We start from the raw sequence: 13415 nt of genomic DNA on the forward strand, positions 1-13415 counted from the left end.
TTCGTCGAAGATCAGCAGACTGCAAATCGTAGCTTATGTCAGTGTCCGAATTTCGGGGGGTAGCTCAGCACGGCCTTGGACTGTGTTTTCTTGTTGCGTTCGGCGCAAGACGGCGCGCACACGCGCCATAAGTTCGCGCATCCGGAACGGCTTCTGAATGAAATCGTCTGCTCCAATCTCAAGGCCAACGATACGATCAGTGTCCGCTACGCGTCCACTCAAGATAATCACACCGCAAGCCGGGTTTCGCGATAGCTCTTGAATCAAGGACATGCCATTGCCGTCAGGTAGCCCAAGGTCGATGATATAGATTGCAAACGCCTCTTCGGCCTGTTTGTCCTGAAACTCGGAGATCGTTCTGACAGTGCTTACGTCATACCCGTCTCGGGACAATGCATGGTCGAGCATTGACGTGATTTCATTTTCGTCATCCAACACCAAGACCTTTGGCCGTAGCACGAGTAACTCCCGTTCGATGGCGCGACAGAACCTAGCTAGAAGTATATTCAAAATTGACTATATTGATACAGGCTTGTGACCTCTCGGCACCGAAGCCCCGCAACGGGAACACATCTACTCGCACGCAGTCTCCAAGGGGGCTGTTGAGTGTTGGCGGGACTCGCCAACCGCGGCACCGCTGAGGCGCGCACGCGGCGGGTGGTGATGCAAGCTGGCCTTTTACCAAGCCGCCGCCATACTGGCAGCATTGCGATGGCCTAAGCATCCAACTGTTCTCGCAGGCGCCGCGCAAGGTCTTCGCGGCGATAGGGTTTGCTCAGCAACTCGACATTCTCGTCCAGTCGGCCTTTTTGCAGGGTCACATTCTTCGTATAGCCAGACGTAAAGAGAACCTTGAGGTGCGGATATCTCGCCCTCGCTTCACGGGCAAGATCTGCACCATGCATACTTCCCGGCATGATCACATCGGTGAACAGCAAGTCGATATCTGGTTCGCGCTCCAGAAGAACTAGAGCCTCGTCGGCATTCTCGGCGACCGACACGCGATATCCAAGGGCCCGAATCAGGGCCTCGGCATGCTGGCGCAGGTCGGGATCATCTTCCACCACCAGTATGTGTTCTCCGTGACCAACCACGACCTCTTTCTGGGAGGAAGGTGCGAATCCATCCTCCATTTCCTTCGCCAAGGGCAGGAAAATATAGACACTCGTTCCCTCGTCCGGTTCCGAGTAGATCCTCGCCTCGCCGCCGGACTGCTTCACGAACCCGTAAGTAGAGCTGAGACCCAGGCCCGTGCCTTCCCCTGCAGGCTTCGTCGTGAAGAACGGATCGAACGCCCTCTGTTGGACCTCCCTCGACATGCCGATGCCATCATCAGACACTGAAATCGCCAGATAGCGCCCGGCTCCCATGTCCGCAGCCTTGAGCTCCGAGGAGTCATCAAAGATGCGGATCGAGGTTTCCACCGTGATTGTACCGCGCTCCTCAATGGCATGACGACTGTTGATCACCAGATTCAGGATTGCGGTCTGCAATCTCGCCGGATCAACGAGCACGACCGCATCCTCTGCCTCCAGTACAAAGCGCAACGTGATGCCCTCCTCTACCCCTTGTCGCAACAGGGCTTCCGACCGCAGTATGAGATCATTGACGTCAACCGGCACCGGATCCAGCGGTTGGCGACGAGAGAAGGCCAGCAGGCCGTCCGTCAGGTCGGCCCCCCTTTCAGCGGCGTTGAGGATTGCATTGACCATTTTCTCCTGACTCGGTTCGAGCATGCCATCAATGAGCAAGTCAGCATTGCCGAGTATGATGGTCAGCAAGTTATTGAAATCATGCGCGACGCCACCCGTCAGATGACCGATGGCTTCAAGCTTTTGAGATGCCCGGAATTTCTCATCCAATTCGCGCAGCGCGGTCACATCTGTCATGCCGGCCACCATCCGCAAGGCTTGCCCTTCCGGATTGCGAATGATGAATGCGCGATCCTCCACGATCGAGTATCCGCCTTGTGCGTTTCTCACCCTGTATTCAGCACTCCAGGTGGACAGTTCGCTCTGAATGGCGTCCAGAAGACTGCTACGTATCCTATCCTGATCTTCCGGGTGAATGCGGGCAACCGAGGCATCGAATGTCTGCGGTTCACTACTGATATCGAAGCCGAAAACCTCCTCGTAGTTGTCGCTGAGCCAAAAAAATCCGTTCGTAATATCCCAATCCCAAATCACATCGCTACTGGCGCGGCTAATGAGGCGGAAGCGCTCTTCGCTCTCGAGAATACGTTCTTCATATCGCTTGCGGTCAGTGACATCGCGAAGAACTGCAACCCGGTGCGTGATCTGCCCCTTTCGGCCGTGAATCGGGCTGGTGTGGGCTTCGAACCATTTGCCGCCACCCGGCTTGGCTTTCAAGAACACCTCAGCAGTGGCTGACTTTCCACTGCTTATGGCATGCTGCAGTTCTGCTACAGCCCGACCGGAACGTCCTATATCAACGAAGAACCAAGGGGACTTGCCGATGAAATCTTCGGAGCTGTAGCCTAGCTGCTTCTCGACAGTATTATTGGCATAGATGACTTCTTGGTCGCCCGGTTCACCTGGTCCGACTTTTACCACCGTTAGTATATCGTCCAGGCTTTGAACTGCAGATTCCAGCAATTTAAGCCATTGACGCGCATTCTGTTTTTCGCTGTCGTCTCGGAAATAGATTGCCAACCCACTTGGTGTGGGGTGGACATTCACATCCAACCAACGCGATATGGCGGACACGTATTCGACCGACGAGCGGCTCGCGCCTGTCTCGATTGCTTCCCGGCACTTGTGTTCGAAACTTGAGCCGCGGGCCGCAGGGAAAAGATCCCAGAAGTTCCTGCCTGGCACGTTCCTCAGGTCCAAGCCGAACAACTCGCTGCCGCGACGGTTGATGAAGGTCACGGTCCAAGCCTGGTCCAGGGTTACGAAGCCGTCCCCGATTGAGGCGAGAACGCTCTGCAACTGAGCATTACGGTGATCGGCTTCCTCTCGAGCCGACACGAGTTCAGTTACATCCTGAATCGCGCCCTGCACGGCGACGACCTCGCCTGCTTCGTTACGCTGGGGTTCCCCAAGCGTTCTGACCATGATCTGTCGCCCGTCGGCGGTGTTCATTCTGAAAATATCATCGAACGCTTCGCCGTCCTTAACGCAGGATTCGAAAAGGCGTCGCATGCGCTCACGGTCACCATTGGCATAATGCTCTATAGCCTCTGCCGGCGAAATCCTGCTATCTGGCTGAAGGCCGCGGACACGTGCGGTTCCATCGGACCACATCTCGTGCTCATCACCAACTTCATAGCGCCAGCCGCCGAAGCTGGCCTTTTCCGCTGCCATGCGCACCAGTGCTTCGCGTCGCTCGGCGCGGGCCTCAGCGGCGTCTCTTGCTGCCTTGGCCGCCTTGAGTTTCGAGATGTCGTGGATCGTGCCGACCGCATAGCGGATTTCGTTACTTCCATCTTCTACAAACTCGGCACGCTCCTCAATCCACCTTATCATCCCGTGCGGACCTGCGAGACGGTATTCCAGCTCCAGCGTGCCGCCGTCGCGCCACCAGGCATCGCGCAACTGCGCAACACGGTCCCGGTCATCGGGGTGGACGTGAGCACGCAGCACGTCCTCGAAACTTTCTGTGGCTGCGATGGACGTGCCGAGCAGTACCTCGCAGTTCTCGCTGCAGAACGTGCGTCCATCACGCAGGTCCTTTTCCCAGCTGGCGATCTCGCCGACGTGCTCTGCGCGAACGAGATGTTCTCGAAGACGCCGTTCAAGACGGTAGTATCCCAGAAGCTGGGCATGGACGCGATCGCCGAGATATTTCGCCAAGGCGGCGCAAAGGAAAACGAACAGTAGGCCCTTGAGCGTTTGCACCAGCTCGACATCGATCACGTCGCCGGTCTGCGCCACAAGATAATCACCAATAATGATCCAAGGCACCGAAAGTAATAAAAATATTCCAGCGAGCCACGAGCCGGCCCGGGGCTCTATCTCTTCGCTACGTCGCATGTGCTCTGCCATGGCTGTTCCAAACTTGAGTCTTGAAGGCAGGCACGAAGCGTATGCCGGCAGGTTGGCTTCCAGGCACGTCATCCAGATTGTGCCTGCTTTTCCGTATTCCCCAATGGCTTGGGGCCGGAGCCGCGGCCACCAGGTTCGAAATTACCAAAGAAGAGGCCACAACGAAACGCCTCGTTTGAGCGGTGAGATAGGATTTGGTTGTTCGGGACGCTTTTGACTTTGGTGTCGCGCTTCGGTGGTGGTTTTGATGGGCCGGGGAGATTGGTGAGGGAGCCGGGTTATCAGCCGTATCCCGTTTTGAGGCCTGCGCCTTTCCACAGGTTCCGGCCGATGGCCGCAAGACTGGTCAGGATTTGCATTTTGGCCCCCCGGGAACCGGGTTCGTCTCAGGCCCCAGTGCCGCTTCCAGTGGCCAGAAATCGCCTCCACCTGCCCGCGTGTGACGCCGATTTTAACGTTCCGGGTACGCTCCTGCGGCGTCAGCTTGGGCCTGCGGACCCCGTGCTTCTGAACCTGATCGCACATCCCGTGATCCGCCAGAATGGCCCGGGTTCGCGGCCCGATATGGGCGCTGTCCGCATAGAGGGCGGCCTCGCCGCCGGCCACCAGATCACACAGGCTGCCCACTTCGGCCCGGTTGCCGGGCCTCCGGTTCCGGCTGGATGAACGTTCAGTGGCAGGTCAGCCGGCCTCATGACCGCATGGATTCGTGAAGAGAGACCCTCGCGGCGATTGTTCTGCGGCAACATTCTGGCAAAGTGTGCTTGATTTCCATAAATCTATCAGTAATGTGAGATTCGTGTGAAGAAAGATTATTGTCGGAAAAGCAAAATACGTAACAGAATCTTTCTTATACAACACATTTCCAACGGGAGGAGGCCGTGATGAAATTGACATACGAATCGGGATCGGGATCAAGATGGGGAGAGCGTCTCCGCCGGACACTGCTTTATCCGGGGGTCGTGTTTCTGGCATGCGCCATGCTGGCAGAAGGCACGGGCGCAGCATTGGCGCAAGACGCCAAGCCCTCGGGCGACGGATGGGCGCACAGCTTTCTGGTTCGGGGCCGAGTGGCCGGCGTTTTGCCCGAGGACGACGCGAGCTACAACGTTCCGGTGAGTACGCATGTGTCGGACCAGGTCATTCCGGAAATCGACCTGTCGTATTTCTTTACCAACAACATCGCCGCGGAAACGATCTGCTGTATCACCAAGCATGACGTTTCCCTGTCCGGCGGGCCGGAACTTGGCGAGGCGTGGCTGATCCCGCTGTCCGTCATGGCCCAGTATCACTTTCATCTCGGCGGTGGCGTGAAACCCTATCTCGGGGCGGGTCCCGCGCTTGTGCTTGTCACGGCCAACAGCAAGAAAGGTCCCGCGACCTCGTTCAACCTCGAAACCTACAATCCCGGCTTCGTCTTGCAGGCCGGGGTCGATGTCCAGCTCAGGGACAACTGGTATCTCAATGCCGATATCAAGAAGTTCTTTGTCGATATCGACGCGGAGGTCACGACCGCCGGGGGCACCGTATCCGGAGATGCCTCGATCGATCCGATCGTCGCGAGCATCGGGATCGGGTATCGTTTCTGATCGCGATGCACCATCTGGAACAGACGGATGCCCCGCCCGGGGGCATCCGTTATTCACGTAACAGACGGATGGGTGAATGAACACCTTTCTTCTCAATGCCGGCGTGTCGAGGGCCATTGTCGTGCGGTCCATCCGGATTGCAATCGTGGTCGGGACGGTCCTGAACCTGATCAATCAGGGAGACGCGATCCTGGGGACAGCCGAAAGTGATCTCGCCAAGGCGGGCTTGACCTATTGTGTTCCATTTTTTGTTGCTATGTATGGGGCATTGTCCGCCACCAAAGACCACAGAAAGAAGACACTTGGCCAAGATCAGCCACACAAGACCGATGAAGATCGGAGAGCTCGCGCGCCTGAGCCGCTTGAGTGAACGCTCACTGCGGCATTATGAGGATCTCGGTATCCTGAAGCCGGAGCGCAGCGATGGCGGCACGCGGACCTATGGCGAGCGTGACGTGGTTCTGGCCATGATGATCCAGAACATGCGTGATCTCGACATTCCGCTGGAGGTCATCGCCTCGATTGCGGGTGTCCGGGCAAACCACTCCACTGGCGCGGACTCCTCGCGGGAGGTGGCTGACAAACTCAATGAATTGTCCGACACTCTGATGCTCATGGCCCGGCTCGCGATCGAAATTCAGGGCGAGGTGAACCATGTCTTGAGCGCGGTCAACGAATGCCGTGGCTGCCAGAACAAGCCATCCCGGTCCGGATGTCCAGGCTGTCCGATGAACACGGTATCGGAAACATCGCCCCTCGCGGATATGATCTGGCGCGGCTAACCCGCTTGAGCCCGTCAGACCTTGGCTGAATAATCCAGCACACGCTCTTTGTGTTTGCCCCGGAATTCCGAGGGGGTGATGCCGTAGGTTTTCCTGAACGCGGTTGCGAGCGTACTGGACGAACCAAAGCCGGTGGCGGCGGCGATGTCGACCAGCGGCAGCCTGGTGCTCTGGATCAGATGATGCGCACGGCCCGCCCGCAGCTTTCTGTAGTATTGCCCCGGCGACGTTCCAAACGCCGCGCGAAAGCGGCGTTCGAGGCATCTTTGCGAGGTGTCCACCTGATTGGCGATCCGGGCGATGGAAAGCGGGTCGGAGAGATTGTCCTCCATGATGGTGAGGACATCCGCCACGGTCTTGTCATAAAATTTGTGAAACGCCTCGGGGGCGAAGGGTTGGGTGCTGGAACTGGTACGGATAGACGGGAGCAACAGGTGGCGACCGATCTCTGTGATCTCGGACACGGGCAATTCGCGGGCCAGAAGGCCGATCAGCAGCTCCGCCGTCGCCGCGCGCCCCGCCGCCGTGATGATGCCGTTGGAGAATTCCGAGAGGGTCCCGGTCAGGCGCGGTTGATCGCGGGTCTCGCGCAGGATCGCCGCATCGGCCCAATGGGTCGTGACGGCACCGGTCTCTATCTGGGTGCGGGCGATAAAGGCGGTGGCGGCGTCCGCCAGCAGGATCACCGGCCGCCCCAGCCGCCGCATGCTGCGCAGGCGCGCCATCCAGACGGCGGGGTCGGCGGATTTCGATGCGATCACGATCAGGACATCGGCCATGCAGTGATCGGCAATGACCGGCTCCGCCCGCACGAGGCAGACACCGTCACCCTGCACGAGTCCCGGCCTGTCCGAGATGACCCGCCAGCCGAAATACGGCGCGTCGTGCACCATGTTGGCGGTTTGCAGGGTGTGGATGACCGACGTCAGTTCCAGATCGCAGAATTCGCGCTGTACGAAAATCTCGAAGTCTTTGGATTGGGGCGCTGCGGTCGTCATCTTCGCGTGTTCAGGATCGGTGTCTTTGACGGGTTTCGGGGGGCATTCGAAATACCTGGCCAACAATCGGCCAGGAAATCCTGACAGTTGAGCATCCCAGCAAGAGTAGACGTGCGTGCGCAGCCTGAAGAGCCTGCGCGCAGTCCCGCTGCCCTGCCTTGTACGCGCTCCAGCTCTGAAAGAGTGCGATCAACGCCTCTGCCGTAACCGTTCTTGACATGACCGCGCAGGGCAGGGCGATCTGCTCGCCGGAAAATGCAAGCCCGGCATAGCCGGAAACCACCCAGTCCCGTTCGGGTTCCCAGAATGGCGTCACCGCCGAGAGGAAATCCTTGCAGGCGGTTCCGACATCCATGGGCAGGGCGATCTCGCCCCAGGCGAGCGCGGCAAACACTCCGCCCGGACTCAGCACGCGATGGGCTTCGGCAAGGTGCTGTGCGAGGTCGAAATGATGCAGGGCCTGCATGGACACAACCATGTCAACACTATCTGATGGCAAAGGCAGATGTTCCGCCCGGCATTTGACATACCCGATGGCGGCGTCCGCCGCCACGGGATAGGCTGATTTCGGAGGGCATGCGTCCGTGGCGATGGCGAGGTTGAAATGCTCTGCCATGAAATAGCTGACTTCGGCATTTCCGGCACCACATTCGATACAAACACGATGTTGGCGCGGAAGACCGACGAGCCAGCGCATGAGATGCGCTGGCTCCAGGGCTGTCTTGGCAGCATCATGAGGCACGGGTATCAGCCGACCAGCGACATGAACTTTTCATGTTCCCCGTCCAGCATGGTGTGCGACAGGTCCGGATTGGGAAACTGCCCGCCCCTGGCTGCGTTGAAATAGGCGGAATAGGCTCTTTGCATCTCGCCCCAGACGTCGCCGAAAACTTCGCGCTTTGGCGGGATCGGAAAGACGGAACAGCCGATGATGTCGCTCGACACATGGAAGATGCCATGCGCATAGGGGCCCGACCCGAGGCTGGCGACGGCAACCGGCAGGTTCTCGTAGCACCATTTCGTCAACTCGACCGAGGTATGCTCGAACAGGGCGGCAAAGATGCCGGCGTCTATCGAGGCGCGGACCAGTTCGATGATGGCCGCCGCTTCCTCTGCGGTCCGCCCCGCCGGGCTATGGCCCGAATTCATCACGGCCCGTTCCCCCTGAACACCGAAATGGCCCACGACCGGAATCCCCGCATCGACGATGGCGCGAATATGCGGGACCGTGCCGAGCGAGGGCTCGATATGGACGCCATCGGCACCCAGCTTGACCACTTTCGCGGCGTTTCGCACGGATTCCTCGACGGAAATACTCGCCGTTGTATTGGGCATGTTGCAAATGATGAACGGAGAGGACGCGCCGCGCAGCACACCTTCCAGCATGTAGAGCTGTTCCTCAAAATCCACCGTGGCCATCGACTTGTGCCCCATGAGGCCCATCGGCCCGGGGCTGCCACAGCACAGAAGGTCCATGCCAAGCTCTTCGGCGATCAGGGCGCTCGGCGTGTCGTGACACTCCATGCCGATGATGCGCTCTCCCTTTTGCACCTTTTCTCCCAGATGCTTCAGACGGGTCTTTCTGCGTTTTGCCATTTTGGTTTCCTCCCTATGGTCGGCATGGGTGCCGCAATTTCGAACATATCTAACATTCATGTTAGATATCAACCAGAATCGATCAAAGGCGCGCGCGTCCCGGTCGCGGATCGGGCTGATCAATGACGAGGCCCTGCGGAATCCCGGGGCGCAGCCGGTGTCACCCGACGATTTGCCGAGCCCGGTCCCGGGCGGCCTGCTGTGGCGGTTGCGTGGCGGCGGCACGCTGCGGCCAGACGCTGCCATGGGTGGGACCGGGCAGATCGCCCCGGCGGTCCCGCTGACGCGCCGAGGCGGGTCGGGGCTGGTCATCGCGGCGAAACTATGCTCCCTCTGCGCGCATGCGAAAGGGAGGCTGCACGATGATCCGAGTGAACCCCGAGAGATTTCTGGCCGATCTGCACCGGCTGCGCGGGTTCGGCGCGGCGGGGGTGGGCAAAGGCGTGGTGCGCCCCGCCTACAGCGAGGCAGACATCGCGGCGCGCGACTGGTTGGCGGAGCGGATGCGCGAGGCGGGGCTGGCACCGCATGTCGATCCGGTGGGCAACCTCTTTGGCCTTGCCGAGGGGCGCTCGATCCTGCTGGGCAGCCACAGCGACAGCCAGCCCGAGGGCGGCTGGCTCGACGGCGCGCTGGGGGTGATCGCCGCATTGGAAGTGGCGCGCGCGAGCGTCGAGGTGGGCGGACCGCCGGTTTCGGTGGTGTCGTTCCAGGACGAGGAGGGGCGCTTTGGCGTCACCACCGGGAGCGCCATCTGGTCGGGTAACCTGGGCCTCGACGAAGCCGACCGGCAGACCGACCGCGACGGCGTGACATTCGCCGAGGCGCGGGCGGGCATGGCGGGGCGGGCCGATGGCTTCGTCGATCCGGGGCGGTTCTCGGGCTTTGTCGAGATGCATATCGAGCAGGGTCCGTGGCTTTACGAGGCGGGTGAGGCGGTGGGGGTGGTGACCGATATCGTCGGTATCCGCGACATGCGCATCACCCTTGACGGCGAGCAGAACCACGCAGGCACCACACCGATGCACCGCCGCCGCGACGCTTTCCAGGGGCTTTCGCGGTTCAATGCGCTGCTGAATGACCGGCTTCGGAACGTGGTCACACCGCAGACGGTGTGGACCATCGGCCATGTGCGGCTGCACCCGGATGCCCATTCCATCGTGCCGGGGCAGGCGGTGTTTTCCATGCAGTGGCGCGATGGCTGCGCGGACCGGCTGCGCCGGATGGAGGCGGTCATCCGCGAAACGGCCGCCGAGGTGGCGGACGAGGCCGGGCTATCGGTGAGTTTTGGCGACATGCTCGGGCTGGAGCCGATGCCGATGGATGATACCTTGCGCGACGCGCTGGCCGCGAGCGCCGAGGCGGTGGCGCCGGGGCGCTGGCGGCGGATGCAATCGGGCGCGCTGCACGATGCCACCAACGTGGCGCGGCTGATGCCCGCGGCGATGCTGTTCGTGCCGTCGATCGACGGGATCAGCCATGCCTTCGCCGAGGATACCGACGAGGCCGACCTGGCGACCGGGCTGGAGGTGCTGGCGGGGGCGGTGGGGCGTCCGTGATCTTGTAGGCTGCGTCATCGTCCGGCGCGCCCATTGCATCGTCCCGCCCGACCGGATGATCTCCTTGATCCCGGAGATCCCCGGGTCGGGGCCCGGGGGTGACGGGGGCGGGCCGGGGCGACGGGATACCCTCACCCCCAATTCACATCGCCCAGGAAGATATACCCGGCGCCGTAGATCGTCTTGATCAGGCGCGGGTTGCGGGGGTCTTCGCGTAGCTTGGTGCGCAGGCGCGAGATGCGCACGTCCATCGCCCGGTCAAAGCTCTCGCCCGCCGCGCCGCCAAGCGCCTCCTGCATCGCCTGACGCGAGATCAGCCGCTTGGGCCGTTCCAGGAACAGCCGCAGCACCTCGCCTTCGGCGTGGGAAAACGGTGTCTCGGTGCCGCTCTCGTCCTCGAGCACATAGCGGTCGAAATGCGCGGTCCAGCCGTTGAACCGCGCGACCTCGCCGGTCTGGGGGGCGGGTATGCCGCGGCGCAGGCGGGCGCGGATCCGGGCCACCACCTCGGTCGGGTCGAACGGCTTGATGATGTAGTCGTCGGCCCCGAGCTCCAGTCCGGTCACGCGGTCCTGCACCTGCGCGCGGCCCGATATGATGATCACCGTCGCGCCCTGTTCCAGCGCCAGCCGGTGCACGAGGCCGAGGCCGTCGCGGTCGGGCAGCGACAGGTCGACGAGGCAGACATCGGGGCTGGCCTGTCGCAATGCCGCCTCGAACTCTGTCGCGCGACCGAACGTCATGGTGCGAAAGCCCGCCTCTTCAAGCGCCTCGGCGAGCATGGTGCGGATCGCGGGCTCGTCGTCGAGGATGGTCACGAGGGGGGCGTTCGCGGGGGCTGTCATGGGCGGTCTCCGGCGGAAAGGGCGGCGTCGAGCTGCGCGGCGGTGAACGGCTTGCGCAGCACCGGCGCCACGCCTGCGGCGGCGCGGTGGAGCGGGTCGTCGGGCGGCAGCGAGGTCATCAGCACCAGCGGGCAATCGCCGGGACGGGGCAGGGCGGCGAGGTCGATGCCCGTGGCGCTGCCCTCGAGCACGATATCCGACAGGATGGCGGTAATCCCGGGCAGGTCGGCGAGGATCGCGGCGGCCTCGGGCACGCTTGCGGCCTCGATCACGCTGTGGCCCGCGCCGCGCAGCATGTCGCGCAGGGCCGAGCGCAGGTCGGGGCTGTCCTCGACCAGCAGCACGAGACCCGGGGGGCGTGCGTCGCCTGCGGGCCGCAAGGGAAGGCGCAGGGCGACGCGCCCGCCGCTGCCGGTATTGCCCAGGATGATGCGCCCGCCCGCCAGCTTGGTCATGTCGTAGACCATCGACAGCCCGAGGCCCGAGCCCTCGCCGCCCTTGGTGGTGAAGAACGGATCGAGCGCGTGTTCGAGCGCCTGCGCCGAAAAACCGGGGCCGGTATCGGTGACGCTGAATTCCAGCCATGTCTCCTGCACCGGGCGCACGGTGAGGGTGACGCGACCGCGGCTGCCGCAGGCGTCGCGGGCGTTGAGCACCAGGTTCAGCAGCGAATCCTGCAACATGCCGGCGTCGAGCAGGTAGCGCCCGTCCGCGCCCAGCCGGTCGATGGTGAAGGTGATGCCCGAGGTCAGGGCCGAGCGCGCCAGCGTGTCGAGATCGGCGAGAAAGGCCGCAAGATCGGTGGGCACAGGCTCGTGCTCGCGCGGGCCGGTCATGTCGGCGATGCGGCCCAGCAGACCGCCGCCGCGCCGTGCCGCCGCCAGCGTGGCGTCGATCAACTCGCGCGCCTCGCCCGGAAGGCCCATCCGCGCCAGCCGCGACTGCATGCCCAATATGATCGTCAGCAGATTGGAGAAATCATGCGCGAGGCCCGAGGTGAGTTGCGCCGCCATCTCGCGCCGCCTGGTCTGTTGCAGTGCTGCGCGCGCCTGGCTCTCGCGGGTGATGTCCATCGACAGGATGTAGACGCCGCCCGAGATCGGATCGGGGGTGAGCGCCACGCGCACCCGCCGCGACGAGGGCGGGTGGGTGAACTCGAATACCGAGGGCTCGCCTGCGTAGGCACGGTCGAGTTGCGGGCCGATTTCCACCCATGTTCCGGGGTCGAATACCTGTGCCGCGTCGGTGCCGATGATATCGCTGGGCGTGCCGGGCATCACCGAGGTGAGCCGCCGGTTGGAATAGGTATAGCGCCGGTCCGGCCCGACATGGGCGATATGGGCCGGCATCATCTCGGTGGTGAGGCGGGTGCGCGCCTCGGCCTCGGTGATCTGGCGCTTGGCCTCTTCCAGCGCGGTGATGGTGGCCTGCAACTCGCGGTTGGCGGTGGCGAGATCCTCGGAATAGGCGAGGATCTGGTCCGACAGTTCCTCGGACCGGGCGCGCAGCAGCGCCTCCTGTCGCTTCGACGGCGTGATGTCGGTATAGACGGTCACCCACCCGCCCTGCGGCAGCGGCGAACCCTCGACGCTGATCGTGCGGCCATTGGCGCGGGTGCGCTCCATGTAATGCGGCTCGAAGGCGCGCGCGGTCTCGACCCGCTCGGCGACGAAGGTCTCGACGCAGCCCACGTCGCCGTAATCGCCGCGCCGGGCCAGGTAGCGGATGGTATCGGCGAAATCCGCGCCGGGGGTGACGAGGTCGTCGGGCAGGGCGAACATCTCCTGGAAGCGGCGGTTGCAGACGGCGAGCCGCAGATCGCGGTCATAGATGGTGAGCGCCTGCTGAATCAGGTTCAGCCCGGCCATGGTCATGGCGTCGCGGTCGGCGTGGTTGGGGCTCATTGCCGTCTCCTCCGATATCTTCGCTAGCACCGGAGCCGGGGGCGGCAAAGGCTCTATCGGGGCGTGTTACAATTCGTAAGGATTGCGACACGCTCAGGAAAAAGTTGACCGCCAGCAATATTCGCGCACCCTTGA

11 protein-coding genes are annotated in these 13415 nt (G+C 62.2%); 4 read left to right on the forward strand and 7 right to left on the reverse strand.

Going from position 1 to position 13415, the window contains the following annotated elements; all coding sequences use genetic code 11:
• Positions 1–33: 33 nt before the first annotated feature.
• Both ACFFU4_RS00635 and ACFFU4_RS00640 read right to left on the reverse strand, forming a co-directional pair.
• Complete coding sequence (locus tag ACFFU4_RS00635) at positions 34–459, reverse strand: response regulator transcription factor (RefSeq protein ID WP_377065993.1); 426 nt, start codon at positions 457–459, stop codon at positions 34–36.
• A 257-nt stretch (positions 460–716) separates the two neighbouring features.
• Positions 717–4007, reverse strand: a complete 3291-nt coding sequence (locus ACFFU4_RS00640) for a PAS domain-containing protein (protein WP_377065995.1) — start codon at positions 4005–4007, stop codon at positions 717–719.
• A gap of 884 nt (positions 4008–4891) precedes the next feature.
• Between ACFFU4_RS00640 and ACFFU4_RS00645 the strand changes: the two genes are divergently transcribed.
• From ACFFU4_RS00645 to ACFFU4_RS00655, 3 genes are all read left to right on the forward strand, one after another.
• Positions 4892–5596 carry an OmpW/AlkL family protein gene (locus ACFFU4_RS00645; protein WP_377065997.1) on the forward strand — a complete coding sequence of 235 codons (705 nt, stop codon included), beginning with the start codon at positions 4892–4894 and terminating at the stop codon, positions 5594–5596.
• Between the two features lie 76 nt (positions 5597–5672).
• Complete coding sequence (gene nrtS / locus ACFFU4_RS00650; protein WP_377065999.1) at positions 5673–5966, forward strand: nitrate/nitrite transporter NrtS; 294 nt, start codon at positions 5673–5675, stop codon at positions 5964–5966.
• Entirely contained in the window at positions 5926–6378 is a 453-nt protein-coding gene (locus tag ACFFU4_RS00655; RefSeq protein ID WP_377066001.1) for a MerR family transcriptional regulator, read from the forward strand. The genes nrtS and ACFFU4_RS00655 overlap by 41 nt, the downstream gene beginning before the upstream one ends.
• A 14-nt stretch (positions 6379–6392) precedes the next feature.
• On the opposite strand, the gene ACFFU4_RS00660 is transcribed toward ACFFU4_RS00655, so the two are convergent.
• Genes ACFFU4_RS00660 through ACFFU4_RS00670 form a run of 3 tightly spaced genes read right to left on the reverse strand, consistent with a single transcriptional unit; the run spans position 6393 to position 8972 of the window.
• The gene (locus tag ACFFU4_RS00660; protein WP_377066003.1) at positions 6393–7376 is read right to left on the reverse strand and encodes a GlxA family transcriptional regulator; all 984 of its coding nucleotides are present in this window, start codon (positions 7374–7376) and stop codon (positions 6393–6395) included.
• Positions 7377–7386: 10 nt separating this feature from the next.
• Complete coding sequence (locus tag ACFFU4_RS00665; protein ID WP_377066005.1) at positions 7387–8073, reverse strand: class I SAM-dependent methyltransferase; 687 nt, start codon at positions 8071–8073, stop codon at positions 7387–7389.
• Between the two features lie 50 nt (positions 8074–8123).
• The gene (locus tag ACFFU4_RS00670) at positions 8124–8972 is read right to left on the reverse strand and encodes a 3-methyl-2-oxobutanoate hydroxymethyltransferase (protein ID WP_377066007.1); all 849 of its coding nucleotides are present in this window, start codon (positions 8970–8972) and stop codon (positions 8124–8126) included.
• A gap of 362 nt (positions 8973–9334) precedes the next feature.
• Here ACFFU4_RS00670 and ACFFU4_RS00675 point away from each other — a divergent pair, with 362 nt between their 5' ends.
• Positions 9335–10531 carry a hydantoinase/carbamoylase family amidase gene (locus ACFFU4_RS00675; protein WP_377066009.1) on the forward strand — a complete coding sequence of 399 codons (1197 nt, stop codon included), beginning with the start codon at positions 9335–9337 and terminating at the stop codon, positions 10529–10531.
• A gap of 131 nt (positions 10532–10662) precedes the next feature.
• On the opposite strand, the gene ACFFU4_RS00680 is transcribed toward ACFFU4_RS00675, so the two are convergent.
• Together ACFFU4_RS00680 and ACFFU4_RS00685 are read right to left on the reverse strand one after the other, a co-directional pair.
• Entirely contained in the window at positions 10663–11376 is a 714-nt protein-coding gene (locus tag ACFFU4_RS00680) for a response regulator transcription factor (RefSeq protein ID WP_377066011.1), read from the reverse strand.
• Positions 11373–13280: a hybrid sensor histidine kinase/response regulator gene (locus tag ACFFU4_RS00685; protein ID WP_377066013.1), complete on the reverse strand. Its 1908-nt coding sequence runs from the start codon at positions 13278–13280 to the stop codon at positions 11373–11375. Before ACFFU4_RS00685 ends, ACFFU4_RS00680 begins: the two co-directional genes overlap by 4 nt.
• Between the last annotated feature and the right edge of the window lie 135 nt (positions 13281–13415).

Source organism: Roseovarius ramblicola (assembly GCF_042430665.1).
Classification (GTDB): Bacteria; Pseudomonadota; Alphaproteobacteria; order Rhodobacterales; family Rhodobacteraceae; genus Roseovarius; species Roseovarius ramblicola.